The organism is Actinophytocola sp., assembly GCF_009379765.1.
Lineage (GTDB): Bacteria > Actinomycetota > Actinomycetes > Mycobacteriales > Pseudonocardiaceae > Actinophytocola.
Genome location: NZ_WHTD01000021.1, coordinates 1 through 21595, shown reverse-complemented (window position 1 = coordinate 21595; position 21595 = coordinate 1). Strand labels below are relative to the sequence as shown.

Here is a 21595-nt window from a genome sequence, read left to right as displayed (position 1 = left end):
GAGTTGTAAGTCTGTTGCCAGGGGTGAGCCGCGGGCCAACTACAAGCGTGTGGTGGAGGCGGTTCGCCGGATCACTGAGCCGGCGCCGTCGGGTCTGGGTATTTCGCAGCGTTCGGTGACGGTGTCGACGGTGGGCACGGTCACCGACACGAGGGGGGCAGGAGATCGCCGCCGCGTGCGGTCAGCTCGCCGCGGAGGGTTGGACCGGCGCCCGACGGTGGTCGTTCGCGTGGTGTTCATCGTGAGCCGTATGCAGATAGGGCATCGGTAACTGGTCACTGTCGTTTCGCCGGGACGCAGCGGCCCGCGATGTCCACTTCGGACCAGCTGGCCCCACGACGTTGGCGCCGACGAGCGCGTTGGTCAGCTTGGACTTCCCGGTGTTGGGCCGCCCCACGACGCAGGCGAATCCCGAGCGATGCGCAACGTCCGGCGTGGTCCCCGAGCCATTGTCACCCGCCGAGGTCATCGAGAAGCGACTGGACCTCGGCAAGATCGACCAGGGCGCGCCGCGGTCGGGAGATCACCGCCTGAAAGGCGTTTCCCGTGCCTGCGGGCATCGCGGTGCCCCACAACGGCCTCGACGAGCCGGTCCGCCGGCACGATCCGGCCTGGCTCCAGCGCGAGCACTCCCAGCGCGCACCGCTGCCGAGCCCGCCGAGCTTCACCTGGGTTCCGTCGAGTACCACACGGACCGGCCCGAGCACTCCGAAGGCGACCGGCACCGGCCAAGTACGGGTCACGAGCCGCGGCGGGCGCAGAACAGCGGCCGTCCTTGGTCAGGCCTCCCTAGATCGCGATCGCGGAGTTCGAGCCGTCACTGACGCTGTCCGGGGAGGGTTCCGTTGTCTGCCCGGCCGGCACCGGCTCGGTCGGTTGGGCGACGTCCTCGGTCAGCGGCGCCGTGGAGATGCTCGCCGGATCGAGCAGGCCGGCGATGTCGGCGCTCGGGGCGAAGGTCTCGTAGTTGAAGCTGGCCGCGGTGGCAAGATCGGGGCCGGCGGCGTTGACCGACGGCGGCGCGACCGCCTCGACCGCGGCGATGATCGCGTTGAAGTCCGGCAGGAATGCCCCGTGGATAAGGCCGACCATTTCGGTGTGCACCTTGCCGATGCCGTCGCAGAAGCTGTCGAAGATCGGCCGCCCGTCCGGGCCACCGACCAGCCAGTCGACGACCGCGGCGCTCGCGCTGACCACGATCCTGGCGTACTTGAACTGCGGGACCGCCTTGATCGAGTCGAGGCGCTCCAGCAGCTTTGTCGCGAGGGAGACCGTCCCCCGGATCACATCCTGGGACATCTCTCCGGAGTCCAGCAGGTCCAGCGCATGGTTGGCGGCGGCGATCACATCGGAGACACCTCGCGTCGCCTCATCGATCATGGCCTGGTAGGCCGCGAGCAATGCGGCAAGCTCACCCGATGCCTGCCACAGCACGGTGGACATCTCGGTGGCGCCGGCCAGGTACGCGGCAAAGCCGTCCGCGGCGGAGCCCTGCCAGTCGGCAAGTGTCAACGCGGCGACCGCGAACTGGGACTGCAGTCCGTCAGCGGTATCCGATTCGCCGTACGAAGCTAGAACGGCGGCCGCATTGGCGAGTCGCCTGGCGTATTCCTCGATTGTGTAAGGCGTATTCACTTGGTTATCAGTGCAACCGATCTGCTGGATTGTGTCGGCAGTGGTCGCCATCCAATCCGAGTCGATCTGGAATCCGGTGAACCGGTCGCGGAGCGTGTTCCAGTCCGCGTAAATGTCTGACATGTCGTCCCTGTCGTCGTGGCTTGCTGGCGTGTCACTGGAAGGCTTGGTCGGCGGCCAGGTACCGGTCCCGCACTTCCTTCAGCGCCGAACTGGCCGCCTCCAGCGAGTCGACGAGAACCGCCACCTTGGTGCGCATCAGCGAGGTGGCTTCATTGACCAGCTCACCGCTCGGCGTGTACAGCCCGCCCGTGAACGCGATCGAGTTGTCGCCGCCGGCCACCGAGCCGAGGTCGTCCAACGCCTGCACCAGCCCGCCCGTCTGACCATCTCCGTCCACAATGGCCGGTAGGAGCACCGTGGCCACCTGTGTCAGCTCGTCCAGTTGAACCTCGAACCCGTCGGTCATCGCACCTCTCCGATCCCTGTGGCGGTTACTTGCCAGTACACAATGCGGAACACGGCTGACAACCTCACTCAGGAAGTCAGGTCAGGGCGGTATGCCGTGATCCATTGTCCAATTCGGCTGCTACGCCAGTCGTTGTCGAAGTGGGACAGGATGATGGCGCGGGTAGGCTGACCGGTTTCCGGGTGGATCTGTTGCCCCTTGTCGTGCTGGGCTACCTGCGCCCGCACTATGGCAGACGTTTCCGGGCTCAGCGTGAGAGTGCCCGCGCCGATCAGCGCGTCCTCCGACCGGCGCACGGACGCCGCGGCGGCGGACGCGGCCAGCGTCGCCAGCTCGCTGCCAACGCCTACCCGAAGGGGCCCCATGATGTCCGACTTCCCGATCTCATGGATCCGGGACCACGGCAGGTCAATGCGGACACCCCCGCTGACCGAGACCGCGCCGTGCGGTGACAGCTCCAATGTGGACTTCGGCCAGGTGGCCTCGAACTGCCGCTTCTTCCCGCGATACAGGAAATAGCTGAAACCCGCCGCCACAAGGGCGGCCAACAACCAGCGAATGGCACCCATCCCGGTGTAGCCGAGGACGAGCCCGCAGATCAGCGTCGAGAACAGGAACAACATCACGAGCATGGGCACCAGGCGCCGGAAGAAGTCCTGGAACCGCACAGTGTTGTTGAAAAGCTCGGGTGTCCCCAAGCCGGCTACCGGCTCGGACTCGGGGTTCAGCTGGGCCACCGGCCACCTCCTGTATTCGTCAGCCAGGCAGCCGACGTCAGCCATACGTTGTCCTGAGCCGCTGACAAGCGGCTGACGATCATCGTCAGCACCGTCGGGCCGGCATGTGCCGTAACGGCACCGCGGTGGTCGGGTGGACGAGGTACTGGAGGCCGCCAGGTACTACGCGGACAGATCGCCGCTGCGTGCGGTCAGTTGGCGGCTGAGAGCTGAACAGGAGCGTTGTCTGAAATCCGCACAGGTGCGGCTCACCATGAATACCGCGTATGTCGGAACAGTTTTCTAGGGTGCCGCGCCAACGTCCGTCCGGGGCATCTTGGGGAGACCGGCCAGTAGTGCGGTGGTGTCGGCGGCCTCCGGTGCGCTGATCGCGACGAAGATCTCCTTCGCGTGGGTCCAGTGCGTCCACGCCCGGTCGGTGTCGCCCTGGTCCACGGACACCTTGCCCAGCTCAAGTAGGGCGAGCCCTTCCCCGTGTCGACCGCGCATGTCCCGGCGCTCGGCCAGTGCTTCGAGTGCGGCCTGCGCCGCGTCGTCGAGCCGGCCCAGCAGCCGGTACGCGGTGGCGAGATCGAGGAGTGCCTCGGCGCTGTAGTCCCGCTGCCCGGTGGCCCTTGCGTGGTCGAGTGCCTCGGTCTGGTAGGCGACTGCGCTCTCGAAGTCGCCCTGCGCGAGCATGACGTTGCCGCAGTTGTTCAAGACGTTGGCCTTGGCGCGGGTATCGCCGAGGTCGGTGTAACGGACGAGGGCGCGTTGGTACAGCTCGTTCGCCTCCTGGTAGTGGCCCATCATCTGGAACGCGAGGCCGAGGTTGCCCATCGCGGACGCCTCGATCTCCTCGTCGTCGACCGCCGCGGCAAGCTCGACCGATCGCTTCGCATGGTCCTTGGCCAGCTCATGCTTGCGCTCGTTCATGAGCCGCACGGACATGTTGTTGAGGACATTGGCTTCGAGCGCCGCCAGGTCGCGGGACCGGTACTCCCGTAGGCAGGCCTCGTGGTGTGGCGTCGACTCGGCGTCGCGCCGCTGGCCGATCAGGCTGCGCGCCAGGAAGTCGTTGGCGTGCGCGACGAGTACCGGCTCGTCCGCCGCCTCGGCGGTCCGCAACGCGGCGCGGGCCACGAGCTCGGCGCCGGTCCAGTTTCCCTCGAGAAAGGGAAATTCCGACACAGCGAGGAACAGTTGGGCGATCGCCAGGCTCGGCACCGCCCGGGCACCGAGGCACTGCTCGCCGAACGACAGGAGTGCGGTCCATGAGGAGCGGTACCAGCTCATCGCCGAGTCACGGGTGGCGAAGTCTGGTGCGACGGGGCTTTCCGGGGGCCGCACGTGCAGCCGCGCCGCCGCCAGCGGCCGGAGCACCCGGTTCGCGTTGAGCGCCGTGGCCGTGGCGAAGTCCGCCACTCGATGCAGGGCGTCCGCGCGCTCCTCGGCCGACAGCCGTTGCTCGGCGAGCTCGCGGGCGAAGGCGTGCAGCAGGTCGTGGAGCCGGTACCGGCTGGGCGCCGGGCAGTCGAGGAGACAGGTGTCGACAAGCTCCTCCAGCACTGTCTCCGCCGTGCTGAGGTCCAGGCCCAGCAGCGCGGCGACGGCGGGCAGGTCCTGTTCGGGATGGTCGAGCACACCGAGGGTGCGGAAGGCGCGTGCGGTGGGTTCCGGCAGCACCTGGTAGCTCACCTGGAAGGTGACGCGCACCTGGAGGTCGCCGAGCCGGAGCTCGTCGAGCAGGTGCCGGCGGTTTCGCAGCCGCGTCGCGAGCGTCGCCACGCCCCACGCGGGCCGGGCGACGAGCCGACCCGCCGCGACCCGGACCGCCAGCGGCAGGCCGCCGCACGCGGCCGCCACCTCGTCCGCGGCCGCCGGCTCGGCCGCCACCCTCGGCGCCCCGGTGATGCTCGCGAACAGCGCGGTCGTCTCGCCGGGGGTGAGCGGGCTGAGCGGAACGTGCTTGGCCTCGACGAGATTCGCCATGCTCGGCCGGGTGGTGACCAGCACCGCGCACGCGGTGGCGCCGGGCAACAGCGGACGCACCTGGGCGGCGTCCCGAGCGTCGTCGAGCACGATCAGCACCCGCCGGTCCGCGAGCACGGATCGGTAGAGCGACTCCCGCTCGGACAGGTCCTGGGGAATATCGGACACCCGCAGGGCACGGAGGAATCCCGCCATGACCTCGCCGGTGTCCACCGGCGTTGCGGTCGCCCCGCGCAGCGTCGCGTGCAGCTGTCCGTCGGGGTAGTGGCCGCGGACCTGGTGCGCGACATGGTGTGCCAACGCGCTCTTGCCGATGCCGCCGGGGCCACTGATGACCAGGACGCGGCTGGCCGCGGCCGGTTCGGTCAGCAGAGCCCGCATGCTCGACACGACCGCCGCGCGCCCGGTGAAGTCCGCGACGTCCGCCGGCAGCTGGGCCGGGGTTGGCCGCGGCTCCGGCGAGTCGGTGGCGGCCGGTGGCGGCTGCGCGGGCGGGACGACCTGTCTGCCGCCGGGCTGTGGCTCCCCGCGCAGGATGGCCACCTCCAGCTCGCGAAGCTCCTCGGCGGGATCCAGCCCGAGCTCGTCGGCCAGCCGGGCGCGCAGCGCCTGATAGGCGGCCAACCCCTCGGTCGGTCGACCGACCGCGGCAAGTGTCCGCATCAGCTGGCCGCACAACCGTTGCTCGAAGGGATGCTCATCGACCAGCTCGAGCAGGACCGACGCCAGCTCGGCCGCCCGGCCGAGCGCCAGGAGTACGTCGTGCTGGTCGAGGCGCGCGGCCAGCCGCTCCCGCTCCAGTGCCGGCGCGAGCCGCTGCCGGACCAGGTCGCTGCTCACGTCGGCGAGCGGAGCACCCCGCCACAGCGCCAGCGCCTGCTCGTAGAGCGCGGCGGCACGTTCGCCGTCCGACTCGGCGGCCTCGCGGGCGAGGCCGACCAGCTCGCGGAACCGGTGCAGGTCGACCTGCCGAGGATCGATCTCCAGCGCGTAGCCGTCGCCGCGGGCCACCAGCCCGACGCCGGTGAGCACCCGGCGCAGCCGGGACACGGTCGCCTGGATCGAGTTGCGCGAGTTCGCCGGCGGATCGTCACCCCAGATGGCCTCGGCTATCCGGCCAGCCGGAACCACCCGGCCGGCCTCGAGCAGCAGCAGACCGAGAAGGCACCGCTGCCTCGGCCCACCGAGCCCAGCTGCCGCGGCGTCGGCCTCCACCGCTCCGAGTACTCGGAACAAGACCGGCACCTCCCCAGGCTGACGCGTGCACGTGTTCGTTGGACGGTAACGGTAGCGCTGAGTTCCCGCCGCATACCGGTCCGTTGTGGATCACGGTGGTGATCATCGTCAGCCACTCGTCAGGGACTTGTCAGCCGGTTGCCCGACGGTGTCCACACACAGACAGGGAGGTTGTTCCTTGGCAGAGGGCTTCGCCGCGAACCTGGCGGATTTGCAGAAGGTTGTCACGACACACATCCCGAACGCGGTGGGCGATCTCCAGCCGATCCTCGACGACACGAAAGCTGTCGCGAGTGAGGACTTCGGTGAGTTCTCCGGCGAGCTCAACGCACCCCAGGGCGTCAAGTTCCTCAAGGCCAAGAACAGCCTCGCGGAGGGATTGCAGGCGCTGCTCGAGTCGGTCGAGAACTGCGGCCTCGTCCTGCAGGAGGTGCACAACCGCTACCTGGCGGCAGAGCGGGCCACCATCCAACAGCTCAACCAGATCTGACCGAGGAACGACATGGACGCGCCGACACCACAGGAAATCACCGACTACTGGCACGAGATGGTGGACAAGGCGAGCCGGCTCAAGGACGAGGACAATTCCTTTCAGGTTCTTCCCGGCGACACGAACCAGGTCACTCTGCCCCACGAGGCGATCACGGTCCCGATTGCCGTGAGCACCTCCTGGCTCCCCGCCATCATCAGCGGCAACCCCGTGGCCCTCACGAAGGACGCCGACGAGCTCCGCGACGTCGTGGCCGCACTGACACTCAACCTGGACCTGATGGAGGAGACCGAGAACCAGCTCGTCGAGTGGGAAGGCGACGCCGCCGTTCGCTTCGCCACCTACCGGGGCAAGGTCGGTACGGCGCTGTCGCTCTACGAGGCGGGCGCGGCGGAACTGGCGCGCTGCCTCGAAGGTTATTCGGCCATGCTCGCCGCGGCCCGCGCCGACGCGTACAACGTGATCGACGACGCCATGGCGGTATTGACGCAGTACGGGGAAGAAAACGAGATCACCGGGATCAGGCGGACGCTCAACATATTCGACGCGGTCGCATCGGCGATCGACGCCGGGACGAAGAATCCGCTCATGCTGGTCGCGGCACTTGGCAAGATCGTCAATGAGGGGGTCGACTGGGTCTTCATCGGGGGCGGAAAACTACAGGAGCTGGTGGATTCGTGTGCCGCGGCGCTGGAGAAGATCTATCAGACGCTCGATCAGGACGCGCCGAAGTTCGTCGACGCCTTCACCGAGATCATCAACAATCTCGCGGAGAATGTCCCGCCCGAGGTCGCCGCGGGCGTGGTCCGGCCAGGGGCCGACTTCGATCCGGGCGAGTTCGCGCCGGACGACTGCCCGGAGTTCGACGCGATCCACGCCTCGGGCTCGATCGACACCAGTGCGATCACGCCGCCGTCCGAGGGCGAGACGGAAGGCCACGACTGACCGGTCAACGGCGCCGGATCGGTGGCGGCCTGCGCACCTCGCCCGGGGTCTCGAACACGTCGTGGCGGACGTTGTCGTCGTCGGAGAAGTCGCGATCGTCGGTTGCGGCCCGGCGCCGCGGTGACGGTCCCGGGATGGGCGCGGGGTCCGCCGGCACCTCCGGAACCTCGCGCGTCCGCACCAGATGCTCGAGAATCGGCGCCAGTAGACGTTGTGCCCGTGGGGTGTACAGCGCCTGGGCCAGCGGATGCGAGCACCGGCCGCTGGCCACCTCCGCCCATGTGAACCTGCCTTCGAGCACCCCGTCGGCGACGTTCGTCAGGCGCGCCGGCGCGCCCGGCAGCTGGGCGGCACGCCGGAGGGCGTCGACGGGAATCGGCTCTGGCACGGCCTAATTCTATGGAGAAATGGGGAAAGAGACATGGCTGACGGCTTCTTCGTCGACGAGACCGGCGGCAGGCAGGTCATGAACATCATCGCGGGCTTCCGGACCGAGCTCGCCGAGCGTCGCGGTTCCCTCGACACACTCACCCAGCCGCCCATGCTCGGCAGCTCACCGGGTGCGGAGTTCCTCTCCCGGCACGCCCGGCGGGTCGCGGCCGGCGATCCGCGGTCGCTGCTCACCGTGCTGGCGCAGGCCGAGGTGGTGCTCGACCACATCGAGCTCGCAGTCCGCGACGGGATGGCCGCCTACCAGGACACCGATCGTCGCGTCGAACAGGACATCAGGGGGGCGGCGCGCCATGACGGCTGACGACTCACCACAGCTCGACGTCGACGGCAACGCGGTGCCCACCGGCCCCGGCGCGCACCTCGACTCGAACGGCAACGTCATCCCCGTCGTCGAGGTGGACGTCAACGCCGCGACGCAGCAGGGCGGCGACCCCGGCTTCGTCGACGCGCAAGGGGAGTGGCTGCAGGTGCAGGCCACCTTCATGGACATGCCCGAGATGCCGAGCCCGCGCTATCTCGCGTTCTCCCACGAGGAGCTGAAGTCGATGGTCGAGCAGCGCAACGATCCCGGCCAGGTCGGTGAGCTGGGGTCGGCCTGGCACGATGTCGGCGCCAGCTTCGTCGAGTTCGACGCCGCGCTGTGGAAGGCGTTGCTCGCGAGCCGACAACACTGGACGGGCGCGACCGCCGACCGGGCGCGCGCGGTCACCGCCGACGTCGGCACATGGTTCGCGTCGGCGGGCCGGCACGCGCAGTTGGCGGGCAACCGGCTGGCAGGGCAGGCGGAGGTGGCCGCGTGGGCCCGCGACACGATGCCGGAGCCGGTCGGGTCGGACCGGCTGACCGAGCTCCAGGCGGCGGGCCAGCAGACGGACCCGCTGGCCTTCCCGGCGGCGATGGGCGCCGTCGAGTCGCGGGACCGGGCCAGACGCGACGCGCACCACCAAGCCGCCATGATCGTCGAGCAGTACGACCGGCGGATGGCGGAGTACGGCGCCACGATGCCGGCGTTCGACCCGCCGCCACCACCACCCGGTGCCGCGGACGGGTCGCCCACCGGCTGGTCCGCGGTGTCCGGGACCGATCAGCACGCTGGGCCGGCCACCGTGTCCCAGGGCCCCGGGGTGGACCCGCGCGGGCCCGGCCGACCACGTCCGTCCGGCCCGACACCGGGTCCGTCGGCACCGACGGTCGACCCGATCGGGCCGACCGAGCTGACCACCGGCCAGCAGGCGACGACCGCAAACCAGGGGCAGGTCGCCACCGGCGGCGGACCGGCAGGCGGTGCCGGCGGGGGCGGGAGCCGGTACGCGACGCCCCACGCGGCACCGAACGCGGATCCCTTCGCTGCCGCCACGCCCGGCACAGCGCCGGCACCCGCCGGCAGCGCGGGTCCCGTGCCTGGCCGGCTGGGTGCGCGGGGAGCCGGTGCACCGGACGGCGGCATGCCTCCGGGGAGCCGCCGCGCGGCGGAGGAGGACGAGGAGCATCAGACGGCGGACTACCTGGTGGAGCCGGATCCGGACGGGCTCTTCGGCGTGCACGAGCAGACGGTCCGGCCCGTCATCGGTGAGTCATGACGACGCCGTTCACGTTGTCCCTGGCCGCGGTCGACGTGATCTGGGAGGACCTCGGGCTCGGGGTGCCGGTGTACCCGCTGGACGTCCCGCGCAGCGGCATCGCCCACGACGAGCACGCCGCGATCCGCGCCGCGGTGCTCGACGACCTGGCGCGGCGGGGGCTCGCGCGGGATGGTCGGGTCGAACCGCGGGTCGCGGCGGCCTTCACGACGATGGCCGCGCCCGATGTGTCGGTGAGCGCGATCGGCATGGCGGCCGGCCGGGAGCTGCTGGCGCTGGCCGTGTCCACCCACGAGCGAGCCGTACTCGCCGTGCAGGACGGGCAGCACCTGTCGATCGACCACCCGCGGCCGAGCAACCTGGTCGAGGCGCTCCTCGGGTTGCTGCCGGACATCCGCCGCGGGATCGGGCAGTCGGTCACGATCTCCACCGGCCCCGGAGCGCGGTCCGAGAAGGCACTCGCCAGGTCCTGTCTCACCCGCCCGAGGACGGCGTTCGGTCGACTGTCCGTCAGCGGCTCGCGGGCGGTGCCCTTCGACTTGAACTGGTTCGACACCGATCGTGGCCGCTACGTCTGCTACAGCAGGACCGGGCAGGGCGGCGGCGCCACCTGGATCACCTACGCCCCGGCAGACCGGCGGGACATGGCACACCTGCTGTCCGAGGCGGCGGCGGGTTCGCGGCCGGGCCACGGATGGGCCGCCCGCCGCTCGTCATCGCCGGTCGCACCGACGTGAGCGTGCTTCCGAACCTCCCACCCGATCCGCGGGAGCGAGGTCGGTGGCCGACCTGAGCTTTGCGGAGCACGCGCCAGGTCTTGAGTTGGGCGTGGGCGCGGTTGGCGTCCTTCTGGGACTCGGGTGGACGTGCTTGCGCACGCGGGTCTCCCCCCTCCGACACTCCCGCACTCCGGCCGGACGGATTCGGTCGAGCGGCCCGAACGGGTGAGCGGGCCGCCCCGAAGGCCAGGAAAGCAGACCCCGCATCATCTCGATCCCGGCTTCAACGGCCCGCACTTCCAGGCCGCGCTGAACTGCTGGGTGCGCGACGTGGACCTGTGGCACAGCGACAACGGGTTCGGCCTGACCACGTCGAAGGGCGTCACGCTCACCGGTGTGCGGGTCGGCGGCCGGGCCCGGCACCACACGTTCATCTGCCGCGTCCAGTCGCACGACATGCTGGTGGAGGACTTCGAGATCCCGAAGGCCACCACACCGGTCGCGACCGGCGCGGCCCATCACGGCCTCAACACCGAGGGCTTCGGCTCGGGCAACGTGTGGTCGAACGGGGTCATGGAGGGCACGTTCGACTCGCACCGGGCGCTGCCGTTCGACAGCGTGCGCACCGCGATCACGGTCACCAACAACGGCGTCACCGGCGGTGCGGGCGACGCCGGACCGCGCTGGGGTGCCCGGTTCTGCCACTGGAACATCGACGTGCTCGGCGGCCGCGCGCACGGCATCCGGCTGGAGGAGCACGCCCCGTACAGCGCGATGGTCGGCATCCGGGGGACCTCTGGCCCCCACCGACCACCCGAAGGACTTCACCGGCGAGCTGTCCACAGTGGTCGACGCGCTGGACGAGCAGGTGCTGCCGGCGAACCTCTACGAGGCACAGCTGCGCGCCCGGATCGGCAGGGAGGACCACCGATGAGGAGCGCCCTGTTGATGGTCGGCGCCCTGCTCGCGGGGGCTCTGACGGCGCCGGCCACCGCGACCGCCGAAAGTCGCGAGTGGACGGTTGGCACCGCGGCCCGCGACCCGGTGGCGCACGTTCGGCCGGCTGAGGCGGCACCGTGTCGGTGTCGGTGACCCGCGGCAGGGAGACGGTCCTGGAACGAGCCAGGTCGGCATCCGAACCGAGCGGGCCGACCTGACCACCGGCCTCGCATACCTCGGCCGCTCCCAACACCGGATCCACGGCTTCTACACCACCACCGTCGGCAAGCGGCGGGTCCGCGCGGTGGCGATGACCGAGTCCCGGTTCCGGTTCGCCGGCGCCGGCGGCGCCCGGCTCGACCTGGTGGTTCGCGCCTCCCCGGACGGGGTGGCGTACCGGTACGTTCTGCCGGACGATCTCGGCGCGGTGCTCGGCGAGGCGTCCGAGTTCACCGTGCCGGCCGACGCGCCGGCCTGGCTCGCCCGGCACCGGCGCGACTACGAGAACCCGTTCCTGCCCTATACCGCGGCGAGCGCGCCGACCGCGGAGTTCCAGACCCTGGCGCTGTTCCGGGTCGGCGAGAGCTACCTCGCGGTCGCCGAGTCCGATGTGGACGGCCGGTACTCCGGCTCGCGGCTGGTGCACGAGACCGGCACCGGCACCTACCGGATCGGCCTGTGGGACGCGGCCGTTCAGGTGGACGGCCCGCTCGCCACCCCATGGCGTGCGATGGTCGTCGGTGACCTCGCGACGGTCACCGAATCGACCTTCGTGGACGACCTGGCGCCCCGGTCGAGGGTCGCCGACCGGTCGTGGATCCGGCCGGGTCAGGTGCTGTGGACCTGGCTCGCCGGCGGCCGGCCGGCAGGGCAGAGCTTGGAGATGCAGAAGGGGTACGTGGACTACGCCTCGGCGCGCGGCTGGCCCTACGTCGCGGTGGACGCCGGCTGGTACTTCGATCCCCAGCAGTGGGACGTGACCGACCCGAACTGGCAGACCAACAGCTGGATGCCACAGCTCGTGACCTACGGCGACGCCCGCGGCGTGGACATCCTGGTGTGGATCCACTTCCGGGACCTCGACACCGAGGAGGAGCGCGACCGGTGGCTGCCGACGCCGCACCGGTGGGGCGTCAAGGGCGTCAAGGTCGACTTCATGGACTCCGAGGCACAGGAGCGGCTGCGCTGGTACGACGAGATCCTGCCGGCGACCGCGGCGAACGAGCTGCTGGTCAACTTCCACGGCTCGAACATCCCGAAGGGCATCCACCGCACCTGGCCGCACGTGATGACCATGGAAGGCGTGCACGGCGCGGAGAAGCGCGAGGTCGCCACGAGCCACATCACGACGCTGCCGTTCACCCGGAACATGGTCGGCTCGATGGACTACACCCCGATGGGGTTCCACCGGGCGGGTCGCCCGACGTCCGATGCGCACGAGCTGGGGCTCGCGGTGACGTTCGAGTCGGGGCTGCAGAACCTGGCCGGCACGCCGGCGTCCTACGACGAGCGGCCGGAGGCAGTGCGGTTCCTGGAGCAGGTGCCGACCGTGTGGGACGACACCCGGTTGCTGGCCGGCGGTCCCGGCGAGAGCGTCGTGCTGGCCCGCCGAAATGGCGACCGCTGGTTCGTGGGCGGTGGCGTGTCCGGTGCCGCCCGCACGCTGGAGGTGCCGCTCGAGTTCCTGCCCGGTCGCTGGCTGGTGGAGACGATCAGCGACGGGCCGAACGGCCTGGTCCGGGACCGGCGCGTGGTCACCCGCGACACCCTGCGGATCCCCGTCGTGGCCGACGGCGGCTTCGCCGCGACCGCCTGCCGCTGGATCCCGGCCATCCAGACCTGTGACCGCTGACCAGAACACCCGGAGGCATGTTTGAATCGTGACGTCGATCCATCGCGCCGTTCGAGGAGTCGCAAGGTGGAGCTCTCCCGTCGTCGAGCGTTGTCACTGATACCCGCCGCGGGCGTGCTCGCGATGGCCAGGCCGGCGTTGGCCGGCGCTGATACCGGCACCGACCTCGTCCGGCTGCTGGCCAACACCGAGGCGATCTTCGCCGGCACCGCCGAGTCGAACGCGCGCCCCGAGGCCGCCGGCAAGCTGGCCGTGATCGACCGGACCGCGCGGGACCGGTTGGCGGCCATGGACACCGCAGGCGACGGCGAGCTCTTCGCCGGTCTGCCGCTGGGTACCAGCGACCCGAACCTCACGCGGTCCTACCAGAACCTGTACGAGATCGCGCTGGCGACCCGCACACCGGGAGTCGAGTCGGACCTCGTCGACGACGTCGCCGTGCAGCGCCGGGTGATCGACGGGCTGGTCCGGCTGCACGAGCACTACTACGGCGACCAGGGCGCGGGCTACTACGGCAACTGGTTCAACTGGGAGATCGGCATCTCCACCCATGTCAGCAAGACGCTGGTGCTGCTGGCCCAGCAACTCGAGGCGTACCGGCCGGAGCTGACCGGGACCTATGTCGCCTCGATGGACGCCTACCTGCGCAACGGCAAGGACGGCGACGTCGACCTCGACTCCCGGTTCCACACCGGCGCGAACCTGGCGGACGTCACCACCAACCGGGTGCTCCAGGGGGCGCTGCTCGCGGACGACACGCGTATCGGCAAGGCGGTCGCCGACCAGGGCACCGTGTTCGCCACGATCGATCCCTACCACCTCAACCACGGTGTGACCGACGGCTACTACGCGGACGGGTCGTTCATCCAGCACCACTCGGTCGCCTACACCGGCTCGTACGGGAAAGCCCTGCTGACCCGGGTGGTTCAGGCGGTCAAGATCCTCGACGGCACCTCCTACGGCGGCGGTGCCGAGCTCGTCGACGTGGTGCGGGGCTGGGTGGTGAACGGGTTCGCGCCGCTGATCTTCGAAGGCTGGATGATGGAGATCGTCAAGGGACGGGCCGTGTCGCGGACCACCACCGGGTACGCCGACGTGGCGGTGGTGGTGGAGGCGGTCGTCGACCTCGCGGACTACGTCGGGGCCGCGGATGCCGTTGCGCTGAAGGGATATGTCAAGTTCATCAGGTCGACCTCGCGGGAGACACTCGACCCGGCCGGCTTCGTCTCGCCGGCGAGCGTGGTGCGGTACGCCGACATCGTGGCCGACGGTTCCATCCCGGCCGGCGACCTGAACCCGGCGGAGCGTTGCGTCGCCTTCAACGCGATGGACAGGTCCGTGCACCTGCGGCCGGGCTACGCCTTCGCCCTGGCCCGCAGCTCCAGTCGGATCAGCAAGTACGAGTACATGAACGGCGAGAACCTGATGCCGTGGTTCCAGGGCGACGGGGCGTACCACCTCTACCTGTCCGGGCAGGACCAGACCAAGGCTTTCGGCGTGGACCACTACACGACGGTGTCGCCCTATGGGCTCGCCGGGGTCACCTCGCCGGTGACGCAGCGGCAGACGATTCCCGAGCTGTACGGGAGGTTCTGGTACGAGAACCCCGGCCACCCGCTCGGGTTCACCTCCTCGTCGGAGTCGCAGAACACTTACGTCTACTTCCCGCGCGGCACCAACGAGTTCTCCGGCGGCGCCACCCTGGGGGCGTACGGTGCGGCCGGAATGGTCCAGTCCGACGACGTCCCCTATGTCGACAAGCAGGCCGGGGTGCTGCCGGACGACTTCGTCGTGTACCAGAACGCGCGGTCGACCAAGTCCTGGTTCATGCTCGACGACGAGATCGTGGTGCTGGCCGCGGGAATCTCGGATCCGGCCGGGCGGGACGTCGTCACCACCATCGACAGTCGAATCGCCGCGCCGTCGGACGAGGTCGTGATCACGGGTGCCCGGTGCGACGGCGCGAGCTGGTCGGGCACCGGCTCCGCCGACCTGCGCTGGCTGCGCTACGCGAACCGTGGTGAGGGTACGGCGGTGGGCTACGCGTTCTTCGGCACGCAAGCGGTGACGGTCGGGCTGGACGAGGTGACCCGCAGCCGGCGGGTCGTCCGAACCTCGAACCCGGACACCGCGGTGACCAGGAACGTCTTCGGTGTCTCGCGCGAGCACCCTGCCCGGGACGGGCAGGGTGCGCTGGCGTACGCGCTCGTGCCGAACGCCGGCGACGAGCAGCTGAGGGCGTACGCGGGAGGACCGCTGACCGTGCTGGCGAACAACAGCCGGGTCCAGGCGGTCGACCACGCAGGGCTGGGGCTGACCGCCGCCAACGTGTTCGCCGACGGCTGGCAGCGCGCCGCACGGCTGGCCGTTCACGGACCGGCTTCCGCGATCCTGCGGACGCGGCCGGACGGGGTGGTGACCGTCGCCGTGTCCGACCCGACCATGGGCCGCGACCAGGTCTCCGTCATCATCCGGGGAGCGCCGGTCAGGTTGGTCTCGGCCGACGACGGCGTTCAGGTGAGCCGGGTCCCCGGCGGCACGTTGGTCAAGGCGGACACCCGCCACGCGTACGGGCGGACCTTCACCGCCACGCTCCGGTGAACCACCTGGAGGTCCGCCCGTTCGAGCCCGCCGAACCCGACGAGAGCGCGGCCCGCACCATTCAACACAAGCTTCCGAAGTCACGCCCAGAAGAACGCCCGCAGGTCGCCGGTGAGCAGGTCTGCGGCGTCGGTGCCGGAGAAGTGCCCGCCGCGGTCGAACTCCGGCCAGTGCACGACGTTGTGGTCGCGCTCGGCGAACCGGCGGATGGACAGGAAGTCGTCGGCGAACACCGCGACACCGGTCGGCACGGTGCCCCGGCCGGTGTCCGGTCGATCCTTGTCGGCCTCCTCGAAGTGCGCCCTGGACAACGATCCAGCAGGTCTTCCTGTACGTCCTGTGTGGACACCCGAGGTCGGGGGAGCAGCTCGGGTACCGGCACGGTGGCGTCGGGGAGCGCCGCGACCGTGTGCAGCACCGCGGCGAGCGCGATGACCGCCGCCGGTGTGTCGGGGAGGTCGATGGTCAGCTGGACGACGAGCCGGGCGGGAGCCGGTCGCGGGTAGGACAGCATGGGTTCCTCGCCTGGTTCGGGGGATCGACCTGATGGCGGGAACCGGCACAACCCTGGGCCGCCACGAGCGCGTGGTTCACGTGGCGCCGCTTGGTCAGCCCGGCGGGAGGCACGGACTCATCGGACCCGACCGGCCGGGTCGGTGTCAACGGCGCCCACACTCTGGTCGCGCGGGCCGGCGACGAACCTCATCCCGCGGGAGACGACGGTGGCGACGCTCGCGCGGGACGGGCGACCGACCCGGAGATCGCCGCGCACCTGCCCATCAGCGTCAGCACCGCGGACTACGGGAGATGCCCTCGCGTGCGTGCGACGCGAGGGCATCTTTCCTGTGCGACTCAGGCGGCGTGCGAGCGGCGGGACAGCTCCCGGCGTTCGGTTTCCGTCGTGCCGCCGAAGATTCCGTCGGTGAGGAGGTTGGTCATCGCGTAGTCCAGGCACTGCGCGCGTACCGGGCAGCGGGCGCACACCGCCTTGGCCTCGGCCACCTGCCGTGCGCCGGGGCCGATGTCGGACACCGGGAAGAACAGTTCGGGGTCCTCGTCCCGGCAGGCGGCGTGGTGCCGCCAGTCGCTGATCGTGTTGTCGTTCATCAGGTGCCGCCTCCGATCGGGGCATGGTCGGGCGCGCGCAGGAATGAACCTGCGAGCGACTTCTCGGTGGGCTGCGCCTCACACCGAGGACGCAGAAGAGGAACGAGCGGAAGCGCAACGCGCGCGCCACCCACTCATTCTACGTGACCAACGCGCTCCGGCCCGCCGATTATTCCGGCACCAGGATGTGGGCCTCCGCGGGCTTCGCGGCGCCGGCCAGAACCTCGAGATAGGTCGAGCGCATCGCGTCGGCGCCGGCCGAGTGGACGATCGTCAGCCATTCCCTTGCCCACCCGGCGAACCCGCGCAGCGCCACGCCGAACCGGCGGTCGAACTCGGCGGCGCCCCAGCTGCCGATCCGGTCCCGCATGTGCTGTCTGCCGGCGCGCCCCGGTGCGTGGCGCCGACGATCGCGCTGTACCGGAGCTGGTCGCCGAGTCGCGTATGGACCGCCCGCCGGAGCGCCACGTCACCGGCGACGTCGACGAAAACCGCTGGCGCCATGGGAAGCGCGGCGACCTGGGTCGTAGGTGACCGTCCCGGCATACGAGCCGACACTCTCGACGAACGCGGCGTTGCGCGGCGAGGTGAGTGCGGTCACGTCGACGCCCCGGGCGGCGAGCAGGCGGGCGATGCCGAGCGACGCCTTGCTCGACGCGCTGGTGACGATCACCGTGCGCGCGCCGAACAACCGCTGCTCGGCCAGGAACGCGTCGAGCAGGAACGACAGTACGAACACCGGCAGGAACAGCAACAGCTCGTCCTCGTGCTCGGCGTCGTACAGCGGGTCGGTGTCCGAGAAGCGGCGCGGGTGGCTCGCCACTCACCAGCCGGGTGGTGCGCAGGTCGGACCGGCCTACGTCGAGCATCAGCCGGAGACGCGCAGGACGAGCTTGCCGACGTTCTCGCCGGTGAAGAGCTTCCGCAGCACCTCGGGGAAGTCGTCGACCGTGCCGTCGACGACGGTCTCGCGCGGGGTCACCACGCCCGCCGCCAGCCAGTCGGCCAGCGCGGCGATGCCCTCGGCGTAGCGGGGCTCGTAGTCGAAGACCAGCATGCCGGTCATCGAGGCGCGGTTCACCAGCAGCGACAGGTAGTTCGCCGGCCCCGGCGACCGTTGTGTCGCGTTGTACTGGGAGATGGCGCCGCAGACCACGACCCGCGCGCCGAGCGTCAGGCGGGCGAGCACGGTGTCGAGGATCTCGCCGCCCACGTTGTCGAAGTAGACGTCGACGCCGTCGGGCGCGTGCTCCCGCAGTCCGGCCCGGACGTCCTGGCCCCGGTAGTCGATCGCCGCGTCGAAGTCGAGATCCTCGGTGAGCAGCCGGCACTTCTCGGCGCCGCCGGCGATCCCGACCACCCGGCAGCCCAGATGCTTGGCGATCTGGCCCACCACGGAGCCGACCGCGCCCGCGGCGCCGGACACGACGACCGTGTCGCCCTCGCGCGGCTTCCCGACGTCGATCAGTCCGAAGTAGGCGGTCAGCCCGGTGAGGCCGAGGACGCCGAGATAGGCGGTGAGCGGCGCGCGCGCCGGGTCGGCCCGCAGCACGCCGCGGCCGTCGGACACCGCGTACTCCTGCACGCCGAAGGTGCCGGTGACGTGGTCGCCCTCGGCGAAGTCGGGGTGCTTCGAGGCGACCACGCGACCGAGCGCCGCGGCGCGCATCACCTCGCCGATCCGCACCGGCCGGATGTAGGACCGGACATCGTTCATCCACCCGCGCATGGCGGGGTCGAGCGAGATGTACTCGGTGCGCACCAGGAACCGGCCGTCGGCCGGCTCCGGCACGGCCTCGGTCACGTGCTGCCAGTCCTCCGGCTTCGGCTGCCCGACGGGGCGTGCGCCGAGCCGGACCTGCCGGTTGCGACTCATGGTCGGACCTTATCCGAACTTGAATCCAACTTCAATTAGGATGGGCGCATGAGCAGCGACACCTCGACCCCGGAGCGACCGCTCCCGCACACCGAGCGGGGCCGCCAGACGCGGGCGGCCCTGCTCGCCGCGGCCCGTGCGGTCTTCGCCCGCGACGGCTTCATCGCCACCACGACCACCAGCATCGCCAAGTCGGCCGGCGTCGCGAACGGCTCGTTCTACACGCACTTCACCGACAAGTACGAGATCTTCGTGGCGCTGTACCAGGAGTTGCAGGAGGAGATGCTGCATCCGGGCATCCAGGACGCGCACCTCGACCACTCCGACCCGGTGGCGGTCATCGAGGAGGCCACCCGCGCCTACCTGGAGTCCTACCGCGACAACGCCGCCCTGATGCGGGTCTTCGAGCAGGTGTCGGTGATCGACGAGCGGTTCCGCGAGCTGCGGCTGCGGCGCGCGCGGGCGTTCGAGGAGCGCAACGTGCGCGGCATCCGCCGGCTGCAACGAGAGGGCAAGGCCGACCCGACGCTCGACCCGGAGCTGGTCGCGGACGCGCTGTCCTGCATGGTCTCGCGCGACGCGTACATGACCTTCGCGCTCGGGCTGCGCCCGGCCGTCGACTTCGACGACCTCGTCACGACGCTCACCACGCTGTGGGTCAACGCGCTGCGGGTCCCCCGGACGACCGAGGCGCCCGACGGGCGGCGCCGCGCGCTCGACGAGACCGCCGCGCAGCTCCGGGCCGCCCTCGAGCAGATCGAGGACCTGCGCGACCGTACTTGACGTCGAATTCAAGTTCGGCGATGCTCGGGAAATCCCTACCAGCGAGGAGCTGACCGTGGACCTCACGCCGACCGACCGCGCCAAGGACTACCGGGACCGCCTGCTCGCGTTCATGGACGAGCACGTCCTCCCGGCCGAGCCGGTGTACGACGAGCAGCTCCGCGCCGCCGGGGACCCGAACTTCCAGCCACCGGTCATGGAGGAGCTCAAGGCGGAGGCGAGGCGCCGCGGGTTGTGGAACCTCTTCCACCCGCACCCGGAGTGGGGCCCCGGCCTCACCAACGTCGAGTACGCGCCGCTCGCGGAGATCCACGGCCACAGCCTGATCGCGGCCGAGGCGTGCAACTGCTCCGCGCCCGACACCGGCAACATGGAGGTGCTGACCCTGTTCGGCACCGCCGAACAGCAGAAGGAATGGCTGGAACCGTTGCTGGCAGGGGAGATCCGGTCCGCGTTCGCGATGACCGAGCCGGCTGTGGCGAGCTCCGACGCCACCAACATCGAGATGCGTATCGAGCGCGACGGCGACGACTACGTGCTCAACGGCCACAAGTGGTGGGCCACCAACGCCGCGCACCCGAACTGCCGGATCCTCATCGTGATGGGCAAGACCGACCCCGACGCGCCCGCGCACCGCCAGCAGAGCATGATCCTCGTCCCGATCGACACCCCGGGCGTGCACGTCGTGCGCAGCATGCCGGTGTTCGGCCTCCAGGAGCACGGCGGGCACTGCGAGATCACCTTCACCGACGTGCGCGTGCCGGCCACGAACCTGCTGGCGGGGGAGGGCGACGGGTTCATGATCAGCCAGGCCCGGCTCGGCCCCGGCCGCATCCACCACTGCATGCGGGCGATCGGGATGGCCGAGCGGGCGCTGTCGATGATGTGCGAGCGGGCGCTGTCCCGGGTGACGTTCGGCCGGCCGGTCGCGGCCAGGTCCAACGTCCAGGACTGGATCGCGGAGGCGCGCATCGAGATCGAGCGGACCCGGCTGCTGACCATGAAGGCGGCCTGGCTGATGGACACCGTGGGCAACCGCGAGGCGCGGGTGGAGATCGCCGCGATCAAGATCGCCGCGCCGGCCATGCTGCAGCGCGTGGTCGACCGCGCCATCCAGGTCCACGGCGCGGGCGGGATGACCGAGGACTTCCCGCTGGCGCACATGTTCGTCCAGGCGCGGGCGCTGGCGATCGCCGACGGGCCGGACGAGGTGCACAAGCGGACCGTGGCGCTGACCGAGCTGCGCCGGCACGACGCGAGCTTCGGCAAGCGAGGCACCGAGCGCCGATGACGGCAACGCCCCGCGCTGACCGGCCGGCTGTGTCGCCCCCTCACGTCGCCGTGTCGTCCGCTCACGTCGCCGTGTCGACCCGTGGTGGTGTCGTGTCGTCCGGTCACGTAGTCGTGTCGTCCGGTGGTGATGCCGACGCCTGGCGGTGCCCATGCGGCCGGCTCCGCAGTGCCGTGCGCGCTCACGCTATGCCGCAGCAAGTCGACTCAGCGATGTGGGGGGACGACTCAGCGATGTGGGGGGACGACTCAGCGATGTGGGGGGACGACATGGGGATGTGGGGGGACGACTCGGCGTGCCGACGTCATCAGCTCCGCGCGGATCGTGCTGTGACGTCCCCTGTGGACGGTGTCGGCGCCTCCGCCGGCTTCGGCTCCGGGTGGCCGAGGTGGGTGAGCCAGCCGCGCACGACGCGGTGCAGTGCCTCGGCGCCGATGATCTCGCCGGGCGCGGGCAGGTCGGTGGGGTGCATGAGGAAGCCGCGGGACTGGCCGCCGCCCAGACCGCCGTGCGAGCCGACGTGCGGCTCGAAGGGCGAGGCGTCGTCGGTGCCGCTCGAATAGCGGCTGTTGACCAGCAGGTCCGGGCAGTGCGCGAACCCGTCGGTGCGGCGGATCAGGTCGGCGGCGTGCTCGCCGTACTCCTCGAGCGGGTCCGTGCCCGACACCGTGTCGTCGGCCAGCCGCCGTGCCCCGTCGCGACCGAGCACGAGCGGGCCCCGCGCGCTGCGCACCAGGACGAAGCCGACCCCGGCATGGTCGACCAGCGCGGGCAGCAGGTCCGGGAACGCCCGCTCGACGGTCTCCAGGTCGACCCGCCCGGGATGCTCGGTGAACGACACCATCGCCACGTGGCCGGAGACCACGACGACCACGCCGGGGGCCGCACGGGCCACGGCACCGGGCGCCCCG

Annotated in this window: 21 protein-coding genes and 3 pseudogenes; 11 read left to right on the top strand and 13 right to left on the bottom strand. The window is 70.5% G+C overall.

Annotated elements, in window-relative coordinates:
* Positions 1 to 22 precede the first annotated feature (22 nt).
* Positions 23 to 136 (top strand): annotated as a pseudogene (locus GEV28_RS09010) (23S rRNA (adenine(2503)-C(2))-methyltransferase RlmN); the annotation flags it as partial.
* Between the two features lie 201 nt (positions 137 to 337).
* On the opposite strand, the pseudogene GEV28_RS09005 reads toward GEV28_RS09010, so the two are convergent.
* The 6 genes and pseudogenes from GEV28_RS09005 to GEV28_RS08980 all read right to left on the bottom strand — a co-directional run.
* Positions 338 to 469 (bottom strand): annotated as a pseudogene (locus GEV28_RS09005) (GTPase); the annotation flags it as partial.
* Positions 453 to 725 carry a hypothetical protein gene (locus GEV28_RS09000; protein WP_291410589.1) on the bottom strand — a complete coding sequence of 91 codons (273 nt, stop codon included), beginning with the start codon at positions 723 to 725 and terminating at the stop codon, positions 453 to 455. The gene GEV28_RS09000 and the pseudogene GEV28_RS09005, both read right to left, overlap by 17 nt.
* Positions 726 to 789: 64 nt before the next feature.
* The gene (locus GEV28_RS08995) at positions 790 to 1758 is read right to left on the bottom strand and encodes a hypothetical protein (protein WP_291410587.1); all 969 of its coding nucleotides are present in this window, start codon (positions 1756 to 1758) and stop codon (positions 790 to 792) included.
* Positions 1759 to 1789: 31 nt separating this feature from the next.
* Positions 1790 to 2104 (bottom strand): hypothetical protein, encoded by a 315-nt coding sequence (locus tag GEV28_RS08990; RefSeq protein WP_291410586.1) that lies wholly within the window; start codon positions 2102 to 2104, stop codon positions 1790 to 1792.
* 68 nt (positions 2105 to 2172) lie between these two features.
* Entirely contained in the window at positions 2173 to 2841 is a 669-nt protein-coding gene (locus GEV28_RS08985) for a hypothetical protein (protein ID WP_291410584.1), read from the bottom strand.
* 282 nt (positions 2842 to 3123) lie between these two features.
* Entirely contained in the window at positions 3124 to 6048 is a 2925-nt protein-coding gene (locus GEV28_RS08980; protein WP_291410582.1) for a BTAD domain-containing putative transcriptional regulator, read from the bottom strand.
* Positions 6049 to 6226: 178 nt separating this feature from the next.
* On the opposite strand from GEV28_RS08980, the gene GEV28_RS08975 reads away from it, so the two are divergent.
* Positions 6227 to 6538, top strand: coding sequence for a hypothetical protein (locus GEV28_RS08975; RefSeq protein ID WP_291410580.1), 312 nt, complete (start codon positions 6227 to 6229; stop codon positions 6536 to 6538).
* Between the two features lie 12 nt (positions 6539 to 6550).
* Complete coding sequence (locus GEV28_RS08970) at positions 6551 to 7483, top strand: hypothetical protein (protein WP_291410578.1); 933 nt, start codon at positions 6551 to 6553, stop codon at positions 7481 to 7483.
* Between the two features lie 4 nt (positions 7484 to 7487).
* Here the strand turns inward: GEV28_RS08970 and GEV28_RS08965 are convergent, their stop codons facing one another.
* Complete coding sequence (locus tag GEV28_RS08965) at positions 7488 to 7871, bottom strand: hypothetical protein (protein ID WP_291410576.1); 384 nt, start codon at positions 7869 to 7871, stop codon at positions 7488 to 7490.
* A gap of 33 nt (positions 7872 to 7904) precedes the next feature.
* Between GEV28_RS08965 and GEV28_RS08960 the strand changes: the two genes are divergently transcribed.
* From GEV28_RS08960 to GEV28_RS08935, 6 genes are all read left to right on the top strand, one after another.
* Positions 7905 to 8237, top strand: a complete 333-nt coding sequence (locus tag GEV28_RS08960; protein WP_291410574.1) for a hypothetical protein — start codon at positions 7905 to 7907, stop codon at positions 8235 to 8237.
* Complete coding sequence (locus tag GEV28_RS08955) at positions 8227 to 9516, top strand: hypothetical protein (protein ID WP_291410572.1); 1290 nt, start codon at positions 8227 to 8229, stop codon at positions 9514 to 9516. Before GEV28_RS08960 ends, GEV28_RS08955 begins: the two co-directional genes overlap by 11 nt.
* Complete coding sequence (locus tag GEV28_RS08950) at positions 9513 to 10253, top strand: ESX secretion-associated protein EspG (RefSeq protein WP_291410570.1); 741 nt, start codon at positions 9513 to 9515, stop codon at positions 10251 to 10253. The genes GEV28_RS08955 and GEV28_RS08950 overlap by 4 nt, the downstream gene beginning before the upstream one ends.
* Before the next feature lie 207 nt (positions 10254 to 10460).
* Positions 10461 to 11327, top strand: coding sequence for a hypothetical protein (locus GEV28_RS08945; RefSeq protein ID WP_291410568.1), 867 nt, complete (start codon positions 10461 to 10463; stop codon positions 11325 to 11327).
* Complete coding sequence (locus GEV28_RS08940; RefSeq protein WP_291410566.1) at positions 11257 to 13026, top strand: glycoside hydrolase family 97 protein; 1770 nt, start codon at positions 11257 to 11259, stop codon at positions 13024 to 13026. Before GEV28_RS08945 ends, GEV28_RS08940 begins: the two co-directional genes overlap by 71 nt.
* 66 nt (positions 13027 to 13092) lie before the next feature.
* Positions 13093 to 15627 carry a polysaccharide lyase family 8 super-sandwich domain-containing protein gene (locus GEV28_RS08935; protein ID WP_291410564.1) on the top strand — a complete coding sequence of 845 codons (2535 nt, stop codon included), beginning with the start codon at positions 13093 to 13095 and terminating at the stop codon, positions 15625 to 15627.
* A gap of 80 nt (positions 15628 to 15707) precedes the next feature.
* On the opposite strand, the gene GEV28_RS08930 is transcribed toward GEV28_RS08935, so the two are convergent.
* From GEV28_RS08930 to GEV28_RS08910, 5 genes are all read right to left on the bottom strand, one after another.
* Positions 15708 to 15938, bottom strand: coding sequence for a hypothetical protein (locus GEV28_RS08930; RefSeq protein WP_291410562.1), 231 nt, complete (start codon positions 15936 to 15938; stop codon positions 15708 to 15710).
* Between the two features lie 541 nt (positions 15939 to 16479).
* The gene (locus tag GEV28_RS08925; protein WP_291410560.1) at positions 16480 to 16734 is read right to left on the bottom strand and encodes a WhiB family transcriptional regulator; all 255 of its coding nucleotides are present in this window, start codon (positions 16732 to 16734) and stop codon (positions 16480 to 16482) included.
* A gap of 169 nt (positions 16735 to 16903) precedes the next feature.
* On the bottom strand, positions 16904 to 17104 hold the full coding sequence (locus GEV28_RS08920) for a hypothetical protein (protein WP_291410558.1): 201 nt from the start codon (positions 17102 to 17104) through the stop codon (positions 16904 to 16906).
* A gap of 99 nt (positions 17105 to 17203) precedes the next feature.
* Positions 17204 to 17557: a DUF2855 family protein gene (locus tag GEV28_RS08915; protein ID WP_291410555.1), complete on the bottom strand. Its 354-nt coding sequence runs from the start codon at positions 17555 to 17557 to the stop codon at positions 17204 to 17206.
* Positions 17558 to 17602: 45 nt separating this feature from the next.
* Positions 17603 to 18610, bottom strand: a complete 1008-nt coding sequence (locus GEV28_RS08910; protein WP_291410554.1) for an NADP-dependent oxidoreductase — start codon at positions 18608 to 18610, stop codon at positions 17603 to 17605.
* 48 nt (positions 18611 to 18658) lie between these two features.
* Here GEV28_RS08910 and GEV28_RS08905 point away from each other — a divergent pair, with 48 nt between their 5' ends.
* On the top strand, positions 18659 to 19393 hold the full coding sequence (locus tag GEV28_RS08905) for a TetR/AcrR family transcriptional regulator (RefSeq protein WP_291410552.1): 735 nt from the start codon (positions 18659 to 18661) through the stop codon (positions 19391 to 19393).
* Between the two features lie 55 nt (positions 19394 to 19448).
* The gene (locus tag GEV28_RS08900) at positions 19449 to 20684 is read left to right on the top strand and encodes an acyl-CoA dehydrogenase family protein (RefSeq protein WP_291410550.1); all 1236 of its coding nucleotides are present in this window, start codon (positions 19449 to 19451) and stop codon (positions 20682 to 20684) included.
* A gap of 307 nt (positions 20685 to 20991) precedes the next feature.
* On the opposite strand, the pseudogene GEV28_RS08895 reads toward GEV28_RS08900, so the two are convergent.
* Positions 20992 to 21595, bottom strand: a pseudogene (locus GEV28_RS08895) (phage holin family protein); the annotation flags it as partial.

Coding starts and splice junctions, on each gene's coding strand:
- GEV28_RS08960 (WP_291410574.1), top strand. CDS start 7,905: ATGGCTGACGGCTTCTTCGTCGACGAGACCGGCGGCAGGCAGGTCATG.
- GEV28_RS08905 (WP_291410552.1), top strand. CDS start 18,659: ATGAGCAGCGACACCTCGACCCCGGAGCGACCGCTCCCGCACACCGAG.
- GEV28_RS08970 (WP_291410578.1), top strand. CDS start 6,551: ATGGACGCGCCGACACCACAGGAAATCACCGACTACTGGCACGAGATG.
- GEV28_RS08990 (WP_291410586.1), bottom strand. CDS start 2,104: ATGACCGACGGGTTCGAGGTTCAACTGGACGAGCTGACACAGGTGGCC.
- GEV28_RS08910 (WP_291410554.1), bottom strand. CDS start 18,610: ATGAGTCGCAACCGGCAGGTCCGGCTCGGCGCACGCCCCGTCGGGCAG.
- GEV28_RS08920 (WP_291410558.1), bottom strand. CDS start 17,104: ATGCGGGACCGGATCGGCAGCTGGGGCGCCGCCGAGTTCGACCGCCGG.
- GEV28_RS08955 (WP_291410572.1), top strand. CDS start 8,227: ATGACGGCTGACGACTCACCACAGCTCGACGTCGACGGCAACGCGGTG.
- GEV28_RS08925 (WP_291410560.1), bottom strand. CDS start 16,734: ATGAACGACAACACGATCAGCGACTGGCGGCACCACGCCGCCTGCCGG.
- GEV28_RS08950 (WP_291410570.1), top strand. CDS start 9,513: ATGACGACGCCGTTCACGTTGTCCCTGGCCGCGGTCGACGTGATCTGG.
- GEV28_RS08995 (WP_291410587.1), bottom strand. CDS start 1,758: ATGTCAGACATTTACGCGGACTGGAACACGCTCCGCGACCGGTTCACC.